The following is an 18,261-nucleotide window of genomic DNA, read 5'->3' as shown; positions in this document are numbered from 1 at the left end:
GGTGTGCTTAATGAGAATTTTAGCAGTTGAAGACGACGAAGTGTTAGGAGAAGCAATTTGCCAACGTTTCACCAAAATGGGCCAAGGTATAGACCTTGTAACCAGTGGTGATGTGGCTAATTCGCTGTTAAAACGCCATGAGTACGACCTTATTTTACTTGATTTAAACTTGCCCAATTTAAACGGTGAGCAAATATTAAAAAAGCTCAGGGCTCGCTCATCAAATACGCCTGTATTAATTTTAACGGCACGTGCCCAAGTAGAGCACCGCATAGAATTACTCGACTTAGGCGCCGACGATTACCTCACTAAACCCTTTGATTTTGGCGAATTAGAAGCCCGTTGCCGCGCCCTACTTAGGCGTAACCAAGGCCTAGGTAAAGACATTATTAGTTATGGCAACCTCGATTTTGACCGAAAATCATGCACGGTCACTATTGCTAAAGAACTTATTGACTTAAAACAACGAGAATTTAGGTTGCTAGAAATATTTTTAACGCATCAAGGCAAAGTGCTTAATAAAGATGAGTTACTCGATCACTTATATTCGTTTGACGACTCCCCTAGCCCCAACGCCATAGAAACCTACGTAGCAAGGCTTCGTAAAAAGCTGGTAAATAGCAGTGTTGATATAAAAACACTGCGTGGTTTAGGCTATCTTTTAGCAGAGCCGAATGAGTAGCAAAACCCTCCCCTCAATTCGCCGACAGCTGCTTACAATAACCATTGCTTTAATGGTTATAATTACACTTATTACCTATTTTATGGCTAATAATTACAGTAAAAACGCCGCCCAAATTTCATACGATAGGCTACTTGCCAGTGCTGCTTTACAAATTTTTGAAAATACCCACATTGATTACCACGAAATTATTGTTGATTTACCCAGCGCTACATTCGAAACTCTCTCGATGGCCTCAAATGACAGATTGGTGTATCAAATAACACAAAATCAAGGGGAGCACTTAACCGGCTACAATGGCTTATATCAACACATTTTGCAAAAAGCCGACACTCAGTGGCAACGTGCAGAATATGACCCAAGAGATAACCTACTAATACAATTTTGGGAAGGTGACTACAAAGGCGAAAACTACCGCTTTATTTTACTCTCAGATAAGCTTTATGAAGTGGGCGAATCGTTTGATGTAAATATTTTAATAGGCCAAACCACCCAAGCTCGCGATCAGCTCGCCTATGAAATGAATTTAAATGTGATACAAATGGTTATTTTAACGTTTGTAATAGCTATTGTGCTTATATTACTGGGAGTGAATCAAATTTTGCGCCCTATTTACAGCATAAATAAAAAAATACGTCGGCGCTCCCCCACTGATCTACGCCCTATTGATATGTCGGTTCCCAAAGAAATGGCCGATTTAATTTCAACCATTAACCATTTTATATCGCAATTAGAAGTCTCGCTTAATCATTTAAAGCGCTTTACCGGCGAAGTGGCCCATCAAATAAGAACGCCCCTTGCAGGCCTTAAAAGCCAGGCGCAAAATGCCATTGAAGAAAGCGATGAAAAAATAAGAACAGAGCAGTTAAATCGTGTTTTATATTCAACAGATTTACTCGACAGCACCGTTACGCAACTGTTAAACCAAGCCACTCTTGCGCACCGCTTTCATAGCCAGCCTTTAATAACGCTTTCGTTGCCGGAGCTGGTAAAGTCTGTGTGTAGAGATGTTGCAGTATCGGCGATTCAACGCGGCGTGATCATCACATATCAAGGTGACGATAATTTAATGATCAATGGCGATTCGTTTGCACTTAGCCAAATGCTACGCAACATTTTAGAAAACGCGATTAAATTTAGCCCGCAAAACAAAGAAGTAAATGTGTCTACCGAGCTTCACAGTACAGACAGTGGTTACATAGCCCGATTATGCGTGGCTGATCAAGGCGTAGGTGTACCCGATGCGCAAAAACAACATGTGTTTGAGCGGTTTTACAAAAGTAAAGGCGACCCACGTGCCGGCAGTGGCCTAGGCTTAAGCATTGCTAAAGAGGTAGCAGAGCATCATAACGCTGCTATTAAGCTGCTCGATAACAGCCCATCGGGGCTTATTTTTGAAATAAACTTTCCGTTAATGCTGACCGAGGACGAACATTGAAATTTTTATCGCTGATTTATATTGCCGTTGTTTTTACGTGCTTTGTAGGCTCGCCATTCGTTGCAGCAAAAACCCCTTTAGTATTTCCGGCACAAAGCGAAAATAAATCCGTGCTTAAAATATATGGTGGCGCTGATAAAATGGAAATTGCCCCTTTTTTATCGGCCTTTCAAAAAAAATACCCTTTTGTACAAATTGACTACTACGAGCTGAGTACTTTCGAAGTGTATAGCGAATTTTTAGCCGACGTTAAAAACCCGCCCGACGTTTTATTAAGTTCAGCAATGAACTTGCAGGTAAAGTTAGTTAACGACGGTTACGCACAGCCTTATAGCTCTGAGCAAACAAATAAGCTTCCTGCATGGGCTAAATGGCGAAATGAAGTATTTGGCTTTACCTATGAAACAGCGGTAATTGCATTTAATAAAGAATTTTTAGGCGAAGAGGTCGCACCAAGTAGCCGCAACGAGTTATTAGAGCTAATTCGTAGGCGCAGTGAGCAAATTAAAGGCCGCATTGGCATTTATGATATTACTCAAGTGGGCATAGGCTATTTGCTGTGGGCTCATGACCGCGAGCAAAGCTCAAGCTATGGCCGAATGCTTGAATCGTTTGGCTATCACAGCACACGTGTATTTAGACGCAGCGCCGACATACTCAAGGCACTTTCAACGGGCGAGCTCACTGTTGGCTATAACATATTAAGCTCTTATGCGCGCACATGGGCGGCGCAGCACCCTAATATTATTGTGGTGCAACCTAAAGACTACACCTCGGTTATTATGCGCAGCGCCATTATTCCTAAACATGCTAAAAATGTAATTGGCGCACAGCTGTTTATTGATTACTTAGTGTCTGTACAAGGACAAACTGACATGGCCAACTTTACTAATTTTGAGCCTATAAATAACGAAGTAAGAATTAAGCAAAAACATTTACTTGATATATCAGAAGGTCAGCTGCGCCCTGTCCCCCTTGGCATAGAAATATTAGTGATAGACGATCAGATGAAGCGCCAAATAATCATCCAAGAATGGGAAAACGCGTTATTTGAGTACCAATAAATTCGGGACTTATACCATGTCATGTATTTAAGGGAGCGACTTTAAGGGCAGATTGAGATGACCCACTAAATACACGCCTATTAGCGCATAACTAAGGTTTGGGCAGCAGGCATTAAAAAACCCAGTTATTGATATTCAATAACTGGGTTCAAGAATAATGGTGGAGGAAGAGGGATTCGAACCCTCGTTAGGGATTAACCTAAACACACTTTCCAGGCGTGCGCCTTCAGCCACTCAGCCATTCCTCCACGGTGTTGCTTAGCAACAGCGCGTTATAGTATGAAATAGGTTACACAGGTGCAAGGTCTTTTTAAATTTGTGCTGTTAAGTGTCTAATAATCAATCAGCAATTTACTTTAGGCATAAAAAAACGGCTAAACCTTAGGGTTTAACCGTTTTTTATGCATTAGGCTAATTACTTAGCCATGCTAGCTGTAAAGTCTAACATGCGATTAAGTGACTTGAGCGCGCCTTCGCGTAAGTCCATATCTACAAACACTTCTTTACCACGAGGGTCTATCAAGGCTTCTTCAATCGCTTTTAAGCCATTCATTGCCATCCACGGGCAATGTGCACAACTTTTACATGACGCGCCTTCACCCGCTGTTGGGGCTGCAAAAAACTCTTTTTCTGGGCATAGCTGCTGCATTTTGTAAAAAATACCGCGGTCTGTCGCTACAATAAACTTATCGTTATCCATTGTTTGCGCAGCTTTTATTAGTTGACTGGTTGAGCCAACCGCATCTGCCAGTGCCACTATTTCTGCAGGTGACTCTGGGTGCACCAATACACCCGCGTCTGGGTGCAGGGCTTTCATATCTTTAAGCGCTTTTGTTTTAAATTCATCGTGTACGATACATGCGCCGTTCCACATGATCATATCGGCGCCAGTATTTTTTTGAATGTAGCTACCAAGGTGTTTATCTGGGCCCCAAATAATTTTTTCACCTTGCTCATCTAGATGCTCTACAATTTCAAGCGCGCACGATGAGGTTACAATCCAATCTGCACGGGCTTTAACGGCTGTAGAGGTGTTTGCATACACTACAACTTTACGATCAGGGTGCTGATCGCAAAACGCTGAAAACTCATCAATAGGGCAACCAATATCTAACGAACACGTTGCTTCTAGCGTTGGCATAACAACTGTTTTGTTTGGCGTTAAAATTTTAGCGGTTTCACCCATAAAACGTACGCCTGCAACGATGATCATGTCTGCATCGTGGCGTGCACCAAAACGTGCCATTTCTAATGAGTCGGCAACACAGCCCCCTGTTTCTTCGGCAAGTGCCTGAATTTCAGGATCTGTGTAGTAATGGGCTACCAGCACTGCATTTTTATCTTGCAGTAGTTGTTTAATACGTGCTTTATATTCGCCTTGCTCGTCTTTAGTCAACGGCGCTGGCTTAGGAGGAAAGATATAACCTTCAGGCATAATAGTTTGAGCTAGACTCATGTTCTCGACCACTTCATCTACAGTGCATTAATTACGGCAAATTATACGAGAATACACGGGCAAATAACAGCTATCTGGGCATGCTGTTTATAAATAAAAATAAGAAACTGATTTAAATAAAATAAGGGAAGAGTTGAGATTTTTTAGAAGTGGTGGGTCATGATGGACTTGAACCATCGACCAATGGATTAAAAGTCCACTGCTCTACCAACTGAGCTAATGACCCGCTCTAAATTCTGTGTAGAATTAACATGCTGCGTAAATCCGCCGATTAAACCAATCTTTACTTAAATAAAGAATGGTGGGTCATGATGGACTTGAACCATCGACCAATGGATTAAAAGTCCACTGCTCTACCAACTGAGCTAATGACCCGCTCTAAATTCTGTGTAGAATTAACACGCTGCGTAAATCCGCCGATTGAACCAATCTTTATTTTAATAAAGAATGGTGGGTCATGATGGACTTGAACCATCGACCAATGGATTAAAAGTCCACTGCTCTACCAACTGAGCTAATGACCCGCTCTGTGTGCTTACTATTTAAGTGAGCTGCATAAATCCGCCGATTGAACCAATCTTTACCTAAATAAAGAATGGTGGGTCATGATGGACTTGAACCATCGACCAATGGATTAAAAGTCCACTGCTCTACCAACTGAGCTAATGACCCGCTCTGTGTGCTTACTATTAAGTGAGCTGCGTAAATCCGCCGATTAAACCAAACTTTACCTTAATAAAGAATGGTGGGTCATGATGGACTTGAACCATCGACCAATGGATTAAAAGTCCACTGCTCTACCAACTGAGCTAATGACCCGCTCTGTGTGCTACTGTTTAAGATAGCTGCGTAAATCCGCCGATTAAACCAATCTTTACCTTAATAAAGAATGGTGGGTCATGATGGACTTGAACCATCGACCAATGGATTAAAAGTCCACTGCTCTACCAACTGAGCTAATGACCCGCTCTGTGTGCTTACTATTTAAGTGAGCTGCGTAAATCCGCCGATTGAACCAATCTTTACCTAAATAAAGAATGGTGGGTCATGATGGACTTGAACCATCGACCAATGGATTAAAAGTCCACTGCTCTACCAACTGAGCTAATGACCCGCTCTTTTTGCCGCATTTTGAGTGGGGTAACCATTCGTTTGCTGCGGGCGCTTATAATACTTATTTATAAAATGAGTGCAACCGAAAATGTCTCTTTTTTTCAGTTTTTATGCCTAGGTGAGCAAAATTAAAGCGTTTGTGCTCAAACTACATGCAAATACAAGATTCGCCGAGTATTTCTATGTAGTTTGAGCTTTAAATACACCGCTTAAATGCGTCCTAATTAGCTAGACGCTCGGTTGCAAGTTTTGCAGCAGTTGTACTTGGATATTGGTTAATTAGATCACCCAATATTTTTTGTGCCTCTTGATTCAGGCCTTGCTCTTGTAAAAGCGTGCCTAACTTTAACATGGCATCTGGTCGTTTATTTGAGTTTGGAAACTCATTAACCACAACTTTAAAATGCTCACTTGCTTTTACACCATCATTTTTAATAGTCAGCAACTGCCCAAGCCAATAATGTGCATTAGAGGCATACACAGAATTAGGATAGGTTGTTAAAAATGTTTGAAACTCAGGAATAGCTTGGTCGTAGCGTTTATCTTTCATTATTAGCGCTACTGCACGCTCATACGCTTCGTTTTCAGATAAGTCACTGCTATAGGTTTGTGCGTCACTCGATTGCGTGTAATCGGTTGCAGGCGCAGCAGCGGGTTGTGTATACGCTTGGCTAACGCGGTTTTCTATTTCTTGATAAAGCTCACGCTGGCGCTGAAGTACTTTTTCAAGTTTATAACTTTGCTCTTCAGTAACACCGCGAATTTGGCTTACTTCATCTTGAAGTAGATTAAGTTGTTGCTGTAATTCAACTTGTAATAAGTTTCGCGACTGCATCATGTTTTCTAGTGACGCTAAACGCTTCTCTATGCTCGACTGTGAACTTGCAGCTTCTGAAACAGGAGCGGGAGCAGCCAAAACTTGGGTGCTCCCGCTCAATATCATGGCTGCCAAAATAATTTTCGGCTTCATAATATCTCTTATCTTAGTAAACTAGTACCGCACGGCGGTTTTTAGCGAAAGCTGACTCAGTGCGAGATTTAACCATTGGTTTCTCTTCACCGTAGCTAACTACTGACATTTGGCTAGCAGAAACACCTAAGCTTTGTAGGTATTTTTCTACAGCTTGGCCACGGTGCTCACCTAGTGCAATGTTGTACTCAGGCGTACCGCGCTCATCAGCGTGACCTTCAATTAATACTTTTACTGAAGGGTTCTGAACTAAAAACTCAGCATGTGCACGAAGTAATTCTGCGTACTTGTTCTCAACAGTTGCTTTGTCGAAGTCAAAGTAAATAATTTGTTCTTGACGAAGCGCTTCATACTTTTGACGAAGTTGCTCTTCTGCTTGTTGTTCAGGTGAAATTGTTGCTACTTCAACTGTATCCGTGTTTGTTGATTGCTCAACTGCACTTTGATTTGATTGGTTAGCTGCGCCTTCATCAATATCTGAAGATGAGCTACAAGCGGCTAATGTCATTACTGGCACAGCGATTAGCAGGCCTTTAAGTACTTTGTTAAGTTGCATTGAGTAGATTCCTATTTTTGAGTAAACCAGCAAATATTACTGTAAATATGGCGACCAAGCTGGTGCCTTTACTTGTCCGTCTAGCACGGGTAAACGTGCTTTAAAGCGACCGTCCATCGATACCAGCGCGAGTACCTGTTTATTATTATGAAGCGTGCTATAAATGATCATCGAACCGTTTGGCGCTATGCTCGGTGATTCATCAAGGCGAGTTCGCGTTAATACTTGAAACGCGCCTGTAGCCAGCTCTTTCTTAGCAAGATGGTACTGCCCGTTGGTACGGTTAACCATCACTAATTCTTTACTGTCTGGCGTTATAGAACCCGCTAGGTTCATATCGCCGTCGAAGGTCAATCGTTGTGACCTACCAGTTCTTAAATTTAACTTATAAATCTGGGCATTACCACCCCTTTCAGATGTAAACACAATATCCTGGCCATTTGGATACCAAGATGGTTCAGTATCTATACTACGGTGGCGTGTAAGGCGTGTTTCTTTACGGGTTGCTAAATCTAAAACGTAAACTTCGGTTGCACCTGTTTTATCTTTAGAAAGCACCAATAACATTTTTTTGCCATCTGGTGAAAACTGCGGTGCACCGTTAATACCACGGTAACTAGTGATCAGCTCACGCTTACCTGAGTATAGGTCTTGAATGTAAATTTGGCTTTGGCGGTTTTCAAACGTTACATACGCAAGCTTAGTACCATCTGGTGACCAAGCTGGCGACATTAACGGCTCTTTTGAGCGCAATAATACTTGCTCGTTAAAGCCATCGTAATCGGCAACCACTAATTGGTATGGCTTAGCTTGGTCTTCACGTACGATTACATAAGCAATTTTAGTTAAAAACGCGCCTTTTTCACCGGTTAGCTTTTCATATACTACATCGCTTATGCGGTGTGAATAACGGCGAAAGCCACTTTCACCAATTACGCTTTCGCGTGCTTCTAAAATATGATCTTGGCTTTTTACTAGTTTACCGCTGCTCATCATTTGAGTTTGGCCACCGGTAATTTGCCCACGAATAACATCAACTAATTCGTAGCGTACTAAGTAACGCCCATCAGTTTGTTGCTCTACCTCGCCTACTACAACCGCTTCTACACCTTGGTTTACCCATGCTGCGTAGTCAATGTCGCCGTCTTTATTAGGAAGCTGTGGCATTTGTGCTACATCTACCGGTTTAAATTTACCACTGCGCATTAAATCGGCAGCAATTACATCGCTCAATTTTTGTGGAATTGGGCCAACACCGTTGTATTTAAAAGGCACGATGGCAATAGGACGTGCGCCGTCTACACCTTCAGTTATTACAATTTCAAGTGCCGCATTTGCTACACCCTGAAACCCTAATAATATAACTACAAAGGCTATTTTAATTTTGCTGAACATATCATTCCTTTAAAATTCTGGCTTGATTGTTAAATTAATATTCTTAAGTTGCTCGAATACGTCTTTGTCTTTAGATACAGGTAATGTATCGGCCATGCGCACAGCTCTAAGTGCAGCTTCACACACTAGCTTATCACCCCCTAACGATTTAACTTGCGTTACTAAACCATTAAACCCAAGACGAATATTTACTCGACACTGTTGGTTTTTCATTTTTTCATCAATCAGTAAGTTTTGCTGAATGCGCGCCATAATTAAAGCACGGTACTTATCAACTTCGCTCACTACTTGCTGTTGGCGTATTTTACTACGTGCAGCCTGCTCTTTAGCAAGTTGTTCTTGTAACATTTGCTCTTGCAGCGCTTGCTGACGTTTACGCTCTGCTTCTTTTGCACGTTCTTTAGCTTCTGCTTCACGCTTTTTACGCTCTGCTTCGGCTTTTTTCAGGGCCTCTTCTTCTGCTTTGCGTTTATCTGCAGCAGCTTTAGCGGCGTTTTCAGCCTCTTGCTTTTGCTTTTCAGCTTGTTTTGCTTTAGCACGCTCTTTTTGTTCAATTTCGCGCGCTTTTTTAGCTTCAGCCTCAGCTTGTGCTTTTTCTTTCTCTTTTGCTTTGCGCTGTTGCTCTAACTTTTTAATATTACGCGCTTCGGCTTCACGCTGTTTACGCGCATTGGCGGCTCTGCGTTCTAAGTCGCGAATGCGTTTATCTTCAGCGCGTTTTTTAGCATCTTCTTTTTTTTGTAGCTCAGCAATTTTTTGCTCAACTTGTTTTTGATCAACCGTGACCGCCGAAACCGCATTATCAGGCTCAGGAATAGCCGAATTAAGAGTCACTTCCATTACTTTAGGTGCCGGTGGGTGTATATTTGCAGTTGCCCACAAAAAGCCCCCTAAACCTAAATGTAAAAGTACTGACTTGATTATAGAACTATTCATGTTACTACTGTGTCCCCTCAAAGGATTCTGTCATTAAACCCACAGATGGTACGCCAGCATTCTTTAAAAAGTCCATTAATAACAATACTTCTTGGTAAGAAACCTTACCAGAGCCTTTAATCATTACTGGTACATCAGGGTTTTTCATTAGCTGTAGCTTAATAACCGCGGCCACATCAAGTGCTTCCATTGGCTCTTCTGGATCAGTGCCTATGCTTACATAGTACTTACCTGCCGAGTCAATTGAGGCAATAATGGGTGGCGTGTCTTTAGTATCAACTAAATCCGACTCTTCCATTTTTGGTAAATCAACTTTCACACCGTGAGTAATAAGCGGTGCTGTTGCCATAAATATAATTAGCAATACCAACATTACATCAATGTAAGGTACTACATTAATTTCTGCGACCGGACGGCGCTTCTTACGCTGATACATTCGCTTTAGCCTCTATTTGGGTAGCTGCTTGACGGTGTAAAATATTGGCAAATTCTTCCATAAAGTTGATGTAGTGTGATTCTAGTTTTTCAACTTTATTAGCAAAGCGGTTATACGCAATAACAGCCGGAATAGCCGCAAATAAGCCCATTGCCGTTGCAATAAGTGCCTCAGCAATACCTGGCGCTACCATTTGTAATGTTGCTTGCTTCACTTCACCAAGTGCAATAAAGGCATTCATAATACCCCACACCGTACCGAACAAACCGATATACGGGCTAATTGAACCCACTGTTGCTAAAAACGATAAGCTCGATTCTAGTTTTTCGATTTCACGCGACAGCGCCACACGCATAGAGCGATGCGTACCTTCCATTACAATGCCTGCACTTTGAAAGGTGTTCTTTTTATGGCGTGCAAATTCTTTAAAGCCAGATGTAAATAACGCTTCAATACCATGAGATTGACCGCTACGTGATGAGATTTCGTTGTATAGTTTGCTTAAGTCGATACCTGACCAAAATTTTTGTTCGAATTTTTTTGCATCAGACAAGGCGTCGCTAATTGCTTTTTTGCGCTGAAAAATAATTGCCCATGACATAACAGACATTGCTACTAGCGCTAGCATTACTAACTGCACAAGCAAACTGGCTTCTAGAATTAGATCTAAAAAATTAAGCCCTGATCCCACGTTAAACTCCTAAATAATTTCAAAAAACGTCAATTTGGTTATTTTGTGTAAATAAGACCAATGTAACGGCCATAAGTTGCATCTAGTGTATCGAGTCAATGGTTTACTGACAACGATATTGCTATGAATTGGCAACAAAAAACGTTAAACATACGCTTAATCGCTTGTTTGTTTCTAAAACGCGACTACCGCGTTTAGTAAAACACAACTTAATACTACAAAAGTGCGTAAATATACGCAGTAAACTTAATAAAACGCACCGTTTATTCATAAAAAGTGCATAAGCACGCAAAAGTAATTCACGCCACTTTGCATGTACTAATATAACTAATACTGTAACAATACAGCTCAGACCAGTTATTTATTAATTTTCAGCCACTTATAAAGTTAACGAATAATTAACGTACAAGTTTCGAACAACAATAAAATTCATCAGATTAGTTTTTCTTATCTGAAATTTTAAATTTTCTAGTTTGAACAAAAAATGCTTATTCCGTATTATTCTCCCATACCGAGCTTACGCACTGAATGAAACATTTTTCATTAAGCCAAGTTCTTAGTAATAGGATTTTTAATCGTATTACATTGTTTTACTCTTTTTGGATAAAACCTGATTAAGTAAAACGTAGTTCCCTGGATTACTTCCTTCAACTTGTTGTTTGCCCGCATTATATGCGGGCTTTTTTTTGCCTAAATTTTACCGCCAACTTGGCATGCAATAAGTTTTAATTACACAATCTGTTTAATTGCCAACAGTGTATTTACTATCTTTTTTACCAGTTCGTATCTTTAAATTATCTACTTTCAGTAAAAAGCATGTTTATAACAAGGTAAAACTTATTAACACGAATAGTGCTACATCTAGTCTCTTATGTTGCTACTGCTTTAAAGCTAACTGGTTTTAATGGTACGCAGCATAGCCACGCCAGTCTTAACGTTAAGTGAATTACAAAACGATTTTAATTTATTGGTTACATTTGCAACAAAGTGGATGAAAGCTGAGTAAGTTTTAAAAAATTATACTAATTTTCTTAATTAAGTGAGCTATGTTGAGGCTGGAAAAACGTGTTGATAGCTAGGCAAAAACTTCGCTATTTCGTTGTTCTTGGCAATTGCTCCTGCACTGCTATACCTTCTGCATACAGTCGTAAATGAGAGTTTTTAACGCAGGTAGCGACACGTTTGCCTCGCAAAATGATTAAGTGTTATTGCAAATTGGTATTACATTTAGCAGAGGAAGTAGCCCGCTACATTTACTGTAACAGGCTAAAGAGGGGTTAATCTTGTTTCGGGAGTAAACCAAAGTGATGATACGCATTGTCTGACACAATTCGCCCGCGCGGTGTGCGCTGTATAAAACCTTGCTGAATTAAAAACGGCTCAATCACATCTTCAATGGTTTCTTTTTCTTCGCCTATGGCGGCGGCTAAATTATCTAGCCCTACAGGCCCACCCATAAATTTTTCGATAATGGCAAGTAAGTATTTACGGTCCATGTAATCAAACCCGCTTTTATCTACGTCAATCATATCAAGGGCAAGCTCGGCAACGGAGGCATTTACTGTACCATCTGATTTTACTTGCGTGTAATCGCGCACACGGCGCAATAAGCGGTTAGCTATACGCGGTGTGCCTCGTGAGCGTTTTGCAATTTCGGTAGCGCCATCGTCGCACATTTGTAAATCTAGGTAATGTGCAGAGCGCCCCACTATATGCGATAAGTCAGCTACTGAGTAAAACTCTAAGCGCTGCACTATACCAAAACGGTCTCTAAGTGGTGAGGTAAGTGAGCCTGCGCGTGTTGTCGCGCCAATAAGCGTAAACGGCGGTAAGTCTAATTTAATAGAGCGTGCAGCGGGGCCTTCACCAATCATAATATCGAGTTGGTAATCTTCCATTGCGGGGTAAAGTATTTCTTCAACTTGCGGGCTGAGTCTGTGTATTTCATCAATAAACAGCACATCGCCTTCTTCAAGGTTGGTAAGCAATGCAGCAAGGTCGCCGGCTTTTTCAAGTACTGGGCCTGAGGTGGTTTTAATACTTACATTAAGCTCATTGGCAACAATATTAGCAAGTGTAGTTTTACCTAAGCCCGGCGGGCCAAATATTAATAGATGATCGAGCGCTTCACCGCGGCTTCGCGCTGCCTCTATAAATATTTCCATTTGCTGCTTAACATGCGGCTGACCTTTGTAGTCGGCTAAAAGCTTGGGCCTTATTGCGCGGTCTATGGTGTCTTCGTTGGTTTTTTCGCTCGCGTCAATTAAACGATCAGCTTCAATCATGGGTTACTCACAACATTGATTTTAAAGATTCTTTAATAAGAACCTCAGTAGACATATCGGGTTTACTTACCGATTTTACTGCTTTTTGCGCCTGTGGCAATTTATAACCAAGCGCAACAAGTGCCGATACGGCATCGTCTGCGGCATTATTGGCAATTGTTGCTTCGCTAGGAGGCTCTATAACGGCATTATCGCTATATGGCGTAAATAAGTCGTTACCCCAATCTTTTAAGCGGTCTTTCATTTCTAGCACTAAACGCTCAGCGGTTTTTTTACCCACACCCGGTAATTTAACTAATGTTGTGGCATCTTCGTTGTTAACGCAACTAACAAATTGTTGCGCCGACATGCCCGATAAAATAGCTAAGCCTAGTTTAGGGCCCACACCATTTGCTTTTAATAGTTCTCTGAAAAGCGCGCGCTCGGTTTTATTATTAAAGCCAAATAATAGTTGTGCGTCTTCGCGTACTACAAAGTGCGTGTACACTATGGCGTTTTCGCCAATATTGGGTAAGTCGTAAAAACAGGTCATGGGCATTTGTACTTCGTAGCCTACGCCGCTTACTTCTAATAAAATTTCGGGCGGCTGCTTTTCAACTAAAATGCCATTTAAACGGCCAATCATATTTATTTCCTTAAACGTCCTCTAACGGTTTTGCTTGCGCTACCCGCTAGTTTTATTAAATTTTGTTCTGAGTGCGCATGGCAAATTGCAATGGCAAGCGCATCGGCCGCATCGGCTTGCGGTGTGCCAGGTAATTTTAAAATATTTTTTACCATGTGTTGCACTTGCGATTTATCGGCGCCGCCATTGCCTACCACGGCTTGTTTAATTTGCCGTGCTGAGTATTCAAATACGGGTAAGTCGGCCATAGAGGCTCCCACTATGGCGGCTCCTCGGGCTTGGCCAAGTTTTAGCGCGGCATCCGGGTTATGCGCCATAAATACTTTTTCTATGGCAAAGGTTTCGGGGGAGAACTGCTCTATTATTTGCGTGATCCCTTGGTAGATCATTTTTAATCGTATGGGGAACTCATGCTCGGCTAATTTAATGCACCCGCTTCCTAAATAGGTAAATTTAGCGCCTTGATGCGCAACCACACCATAACCGGTTAAACGCGAACCTGGGTCTATCCCTAAAATAATGGCCAAACAGCACACTCATTATTGTTATTTTTCAATAACGGTAATAATGCCAGAGCACTGTATAAATTACCAGTGGCGAGTAAAAACAAAAACGCCCGCAACTTAGTGCGGGCGTTTAGCGTTAAAAGTATAGCTTAGGCTAAAGCACGTACTAAGCCTTGGGTATTTTGTTTAAGTTTACGGGCAATCATAAAGTAGCCAAGCGCGGCTACAAACACCCCGCCCGACACTGGCCCTATTAGCCAAATTGTTGGGTGCAACTTACCGGCTAAGTCAAACATTTGCTGCTGAACAATCAGCAAGGCTACATCACTAAATAATGCAGCTACAAACCCGGCTAAGCCACCTAATAGCAAAAACTCATAAAGCGTCGCATTTTTAATTAGCCGCCCTTTGGCGCCTAACGTTCGCAGTATTACTATTTCTTGCATTCGCTCACCAAGGCTCGCTTGCACCTGAGATATAAGCACTAATGCACCACACAACACCACAATAGCAAGCACAAAGCCAATAGCTAACGACACCTGCTCAATGGTTGATTGTATTTGCTTAACAAAGTTATCTACATCGATAGCGGTAATGGTTGGATAAGTGCGCAGTAACTGGCTAAACGCTTTCTTTTGATCTGGCTCTATACGCACAGATGAAATATACGTTGCCGGAAAATCTTTTAGTACATCGGGGCTTAAAATAATAAAAAAGTTAGGTTTTAGCGTAGCCCAGTTTACTTTACGCACACTAGTAATTTTGGCGTCAAATGATTGCGCACCAATTAAAAATGTTAAGGTGTCGCCTATTTCTACGTCTAGGCGCTCCAACATAGACTCCTCAACCGATGCCTCACCCACTGCGCCTTCGCCAAACCACTGGCCTTGCACAATTTCGTTTTGAGCAGGCACATTATCAAGCCAGGTTAGGTTAAGCTCACGGCCAATGCCTGAGCGCGCTTCTTCATCTTTTTTCTCGTTATCTTGCAACGACACTTTACGCGCCACAAGCTCGCCATTTACCGCATTTACTCGCCCACGAATGGTTGGATAAAAATCCGAAACTAAAATATCGTTCTCTGCTAGGTAATTATTTACAGGCTCTAGTTCGTTTTGCGTAATATTAACTAAAAATGCATTAGGTGCATCGGCGGGTAATTGAGACTGCCAATCTGAGATCATGTCGTTTTTAAGCACAATCAAAAACAATAGCAATTTAATCGCCAACGAAAAGCTAATAAGCTGCACCGCATTTACGTTGGCACGCTTTTGTATAGAAGCAATAGCTAACGACCAACTGTTGCCTGGTTTTAAGCCTAATTTACGGCCACCGCCAAATATTAATTTTGAAATAACAAATAAAACCGCAATCAAAGCAAGCGTAGAGACAAATAAAATAAGCGTTATTTTAATGTTATTACTAAATAACCACATTAATAAAAACACCGTAAGCGCGCTTAAACCTAAGTGCACACGGCTTACGGCTAGTCTGTCGCCTAAATTACGGCGCAATACTCTAAGCGGTGGAATATCAAATAAATCAAGCAGTGGCTTAATAGAGAACATAACTGCACATATAACGCCTGTGCTAATGGCCACCAGCCAAGGTTTAAACCCGGCGGCAGGTAAGCTCATATCCATGCTTTTTGCTAAATAACCAGTGGCTATTTCTTGCAAACCGTAACCTATGGCTAATCCCACAATAACCGCTAAAGCACACACCATGAGTAAGTGCATAAAATATATTTTACGGATTAATGCACGGCTTCCGCCAAGCGTTTTCATCATTGCTACGGGGTCGTATTGGCGCTCACAATAACGCTTTGCCGACACAGCAATAGCAACCGTAGCCAAAATAATACCCAGCAAACCGGCCAGTAATAAAAAGCTTTCTGCACGGTTTAAGCTATTTGATATGGGCGATTGCCTATCTTTTACGCCATACCAACGTTGGTTTTCCGCCATTTGCGGCTTTAACCATTCATAAAACCGCGTTATATCTGATTCATCGCCTGCGTAGAGTTGGCGGTAGTTTACTCGGCTGCCAGGTTGAATAACCTCAGTTTTTGCAACATCAGCAATATTTATAAGCACTCTGCGGCTGCTCGAAAATACATTAAACGGCGCATCTGGCTCTTCAACCACCACTTTTTCCACATTAAATACTTCTGCTCCTAGCTCTACTTGGCTGCCAATATCAATATTTAAGCTGTAAAAAACCGATTCACTTAGCCACACATTGCCAGGCTTCGGACCGCTCTGCGCTACTTGTGTTTCACCAAGCAACGATGATTTTACTTTTAACTCGCCTTTTAACGGGTATTCGTTAGACGCCGCTTTTACTGAGGTAAATTGCATCTCGTCGTTGGCAAATAACATGGTATCAAAGTAGATCATTTGCGCAGTTTGTAAGTTTTCTTGTTTGGCTTTGCTAATAAACGCCGTATCTAGCTCATGGGCGCTTGCCAGTACTCTATCTGCGGCAATAAACGCGCTACTTTTTTGCGCTATGCTTTGTGCTATTCGCTCAGTGACCATAGACAGTGTAAGCACCGTTAACACCGCCAGCGCAATGGCGGCACTAATTACCGTAAGTTCGCCGCGGCGAAATTCACGTGCAAATAATTTAAGTGCTAACTTAGCCCACATTCGCTACGTCCTCTTTTGAGTTTTTAACTAAGCAGCCCGCTTCAATTTGTACAATATGCTGGCACTTTTGCGCGAGTGCTTCATCGTGAGTTACTAAAATTAGCGTTGTGCCGTGCTGCTGGTTTAAATCAAATAATAGTGACTCCACCATTTTGCCGTTTTTACTGTCTAAATTTGCAGAAGGCTCATCGGCAAATAAAATTTTAGGTGTGCCTATAAAGGCACGGGCAATGGCTACACGTTGCTGCTCACCACCAGAGAGTTGCGATGGGTAATGATCAATACGATGGCTCAGTCCCACTTTTTCTAATAGGGCTAGAGCTTGCTGTTTGGCATCGCTTTCGCCAGCAAGCTCTGCCGGCAGCATCACGTTTTCAAGTGCGGTTAAGCTTTGTACCAACATAAAAGATTGAAATACAAAACCTACTTTTTCAGCACGCAATGCCGCGCGTTGCTCTTCATCTAATTTATGTAGCGGCTCGCCATCAAGGGTAATTTCACCACTGCTGGCGGTATCTAGCCCCGCTAATAAACTTAATAACGTGGATTTTCCTGAGCCAGAGGTGCCAACAATAGCAACTGACTCGCCATGCTTGACATTAAAGCTGATGTCGCTGAGGATGGGCAACTCACCTTCGAAGGTAGAAACTACTTTAGACAAACCATTTACTTGAATAATATTTAATTGAGAAAGCGCTGACATATGACTCATTCAATCCTACGTTTTGTATTCGTTTTATTTTTAGTTATCAAACCACTTAGTGCGGCGGCCGACAACACGATTTTAATACTTGGAGACAGTTTAAGTGCAGCCTATGGGCTTAAACAAGAGCAAGGCTGGGTTAAATTGTTACAAGATAAATACGATGCAGAGCAGCGTAATATAGAGCTAATTAATGCCAGTATTAGTGGCGAAACTACCGATGGAGCTTTACGCAGGCTAGATGCCTTACTAGCGCAATACCAACCAAGCCATGTACTTATTGAGCTTGGTGCTAATGATGGTTTACGTGGTTTTCCGGTAACAAAAATGCAGGCCAACTTAACGGATTTAATCGAAAAAAGCCAAGCTGAAAATGCCATGGTCGCGTTAATGGAAATTTATATTCCCCCTAATTACGGGCCGCGTTACAGTAAAATGTTCACTGACAGTTTTACACAAGTAAGTGAAAAAACAAATGCTCATTTACTTAACTTTTTTATGCTTAATGTGGCAGATAAGCCAAACTTAATGCAAAGAGATCAATTACATCCAAATAAAGAAGCACAACCGCTGATACGCGATGAAATGTATGACTCGATCAATCAATGGCTAAATAAAGATTAGGTCGTGTTGTTTGGTGGCTTAACATGCGCTGCCGCCGGATGCTTGCTAAGGGCGATACGCCCTTAGCTTAAAGTTTTTTAGCTCATTTGCACAATAAACACGCAAACAAACAATCACTTATTGATTTTTA

General features: G+C 41.7%; 16 protein-coding genes and 8 tRNA genes. 4 read left to right on the top strand and 20 right to left on the bottom strand.

Annotated elements, in window-relative coordinates:
* The first annotated feature begins 10 nt into the window (after window positions 1-10).
* From PSH54_RS07370 to PSH54_RS07360, 3 genes are read left to right on the top strand one after another with little or no spacing between them, the layout of a single operon-like run.
* On the top strand, window positions 11-682 hold the full coding sequence (locus PSH54_RS07370) for a response regulator transcription factor (protein WP_029774040.1): 672 nt from the start codon (window positions 11-13) through the stop codon (window positions 680-682).
* Complete coding sequence (locus tag PSH54_RS07365; RefSeq protein WP_029774041.1) at window positions 675-2,120, top strand: sensor histidine kinase; 1,446 nt, start codon at window positions 675-677, stop codon at window positions 2,118-2,120. The genes PSH54_RS07370 and PSH54_RS07365 overlap by 8 nt, the downstream gene beginning before the upstream one ends.
* Entirely contained in the window at window positions 2,117-3,184 is a 1,068-nt protein-coding gene (locus tag PSH54_RS07360) for an ABC transporter substrate-binding protein (RefSeq protein ID WP_054983678.1), read from the top strand. Before PSH54_RS07365 ends, PSH54_RS07360 begins: the two co-directional genes overlap by 4 nt.
* A gap of 158 nt (window positions 3,185-3,342) precedes the next feature.
* Here the strand turns inward: PSH54_RS07360 and PSH54_RS07355 are convergent.
* The 20 genes from PSH54_RS07355 to PSH54_RS07260 all read right to left on the bottom strand — a co-directional run bounded on the left by PSH54_RS07355 (window position 3,343) and on the right by PSH54_RS07260 (window position 17,507).
* Window positions 3,343-3,432: transfer RNA gene (locus PSH54_RS07355), tRNA-Ser, on the bottom strand.
* 167 nt (window positions 3,433-3,599) lie between these two features.
* Window positions 3,600-4,640, bottom strand: coding sequence for a quinolinate synthase NadA (gene nadA, locus PSH54_RS07350; protein WP_004589501.1), 1,041 nt, complete (start codon window positions 4,638-4,640; stop codon window positions 3,600-3,602).
* A 150-nt stretch (window positions 4,641-4,790) separates the two neighbouring features.
* A tRNA-Lys gene (locus PSH54_RS07345) sits at window positions 4,791-4,866 on the bottom strand.
* A gap of 73 nt (window positions 4,867-4,939) precedes the next feature.
* Window positions 4,940-5,015 (bottom strand) — tRNA-Lys (locus PSH54_RS07340).
* Between the two features lie 73 nt (window positions 5,016-5,088).
* Window positions 5,089-5,164, bottom strand: a tRNA-Lys gene (locus PSH54_RS07335).
* A gap of 72 nt (window positions 5,165-5,236) precedes the next feature.
* Window positions 5,237-5,312, bottom strand: a tRNA-Lys gene (locus PSH54_RS07330).
* A gap of 71 nt (window positions 5,313-5,383) precedes the next feature.
* Window positions 5,384-5,459 (bottom strand) — tRNA-Lys (locus tag PSH54_RS07325).
* Between the two features lie 71 nt (window positions 5,460-5,530).
* Window positions 5,531-5,606, bottom strand: a tRNA-Lys gene (locus tag PSH54_RS07320).
* Between the two features lie 72 nt (window positions 5,607-5,678).
* Window positions 5,679-5,754 (bottom strand) — tRNA-Lys (locus PSH54_RS07315).
* Window positions 5,755-5,973: 219 nt separating this feature from the next.
* Window positions 5,974-6,723, bottom strand: a complete 750-nt coding sequence (gene ybgF / locus PSH54_RS07310; protein WP_004587278.1) for a tol-pal system protein YbgF — start codon at window positions 6,721-6,723, stop codon at window positions 5,974-5,976.
* A 13-nt stretch (window positions 6,724-6,736) separates the two neighbouring features.
* The gene (gene pal, locus PSH54_RS07305) at window positions 6,737-7,279 is read right to left on the bottom strand and encodes a peptidoglycan-associated lipoprotein Pal (RefSeq protein ID WP_004587277.1); all 543 of its coding nucleotides are present in this window, start codon (window positions 7,277-7,279) and stop codon (window positions 6,737-6,739) included.
* Between the two features lie 36 nt (window positions 7,280-7,315).
* On the bottom strand, window positions 7,316-8,674 hold the full coding sequence (gene tolB / locus PSH54_RS07300; RefSeq protein WP_004587276.1) for a Tol-Pal system beta propeller repeat protein TolB: 1,359 nt from the start codon (window positions 8,672-8,674) through the stop codon (window positions 7,316-7,318).
* Window positions 8,675-8,683: 9 nt separating this feature from the next.
* Window positions 8,684-9,610: a cell envelope integrity protein TolA gene (gene tolA / locus PSH54_RS07295; protein ID WP_024032176.1), complete on the bottom strand. Its 927-nt coding sequence runs from the start codon at window positions 9,608-9,610 to the stop codon at window positions 8,684-8,686.
* 4 nt (window positions 9,611-9,614) lie between these two features.
* A complete protein-coding gene (tolR, locus tag PSH54_RS07290) occupies window positions 9,615-10,046 on the bottom strand; it encodes a protein TolR (RefSeq protein WP_004587274.1) in 432 nt (143 codons plus the stop codon).
* Complete coding sequence (tolQ, locus tag PSH54_RS07285) at window positions 10,033-10,737, bottom strand: protein TolQ (protein WP_004587273.1); 705 nt, start codon at window positions 10,735-10,737, stop codon at window positions 10,033-10,035. The genes tolR and tolQ overlap by 14 nt, the downstream gene beginning before the upstream one ends.
* Window positions 10,738-12,014: 1,277 nt before the next feature.
* Window positions 12,015-13,022: a Holliday junction branch migration DNA helicase RuvB gene (ruvB, locus tag PSH54_RS07280; protein WP_004587272.1), complete on the bottom strand. Its 1,008-nt coding sequence runs from the start codon at window positions 13,020-13,022 to the stop codon at window positions 12,015-12,017.
* Window positions 13,023-13,029: 7 nt separating this feature from the next.
* The gene (gene ruvA / locus PSH54_RS07275) at window positions 13,030-13,647 is read right to left on the bottom strand and encodes a Holliday junction branch migration protein RuvA (RefSeq protein ID WP_273605824.1); all 618 of its coding nucleotides are present in this window, start codon (window positions 13,645-13,647) and stop codon (window positions 13,030-13,032) included.
* A 2-nt stretch (window positions 13,648-13,649) separates the two neighbouring features.
* Complete coding sequence (gene ruvC, locus PSH54_RS07270) at window positions 13,650-14,174, bottom strand: crossover junction endodeoxyribonuclease RuvC (RefSeq protein WP_004587270.1); 525 nt, start codon at window positions 14,172-14,174, stop codon at window positions 13,650-13,652.
* 128 nt (window positions 14,175-14,302) lie between these two features.
* Window positions 14,303-16,804, bottom strand: coding sequence for an ABC transporter permease (locus tag PSH54_RS07265; RefSeq protein ID WP_273605822.1), 2,502 nt, complete (start codon window positions 16,802-16,804; stop codon window positions 14,303-14,305).
* Entirely contained in the window at window positions 16,794-17,507 is a 714-nt protein-coding gene (locus PSH54_RS07260; RefSeq protein WP_273605945.1) for an ABC transporter ATP-binding protein, read from the bottom strand. The genes PSH54_RS07265 and PSH54_RS07260 overlap by 11 nt, the downstream gene beginning before the upstream one ends.
* On the opposite strand from PSH54_RS07260, the gene PSH54_RS07255 reads away from it, so the two are divergent.
* Window positions 17,508-18,131, top strand: coding sequence for an arylesterase (locus tag PSH54_RS07255; RefSeq protein WP_273605820.1), 624 nt, complete (start codon window positions 17,508-17,510; stop codon window positions 18,129-18,131).
* Window positions 18,132-18,261 lie beyond the last annotated feature (130 nt).

Origin of the sequence: Pseudoalteromonas sp. Angola-30 (genome assembly GCF_028599215.1) — a bacterium.
Classification (GTDB): Bacteria; Pseudomonadota; Gammaproteobacteria; order Enterobacterales; family Alteromonadaceae; genus Pseudoalteromonas; species Pseudoalteromonas atlantica.
The sequence above is the reverse complement of the archived record's forward strand: the minus strand, read 5'-3'. Positions and strand labels throughout refer to the sequence as shown.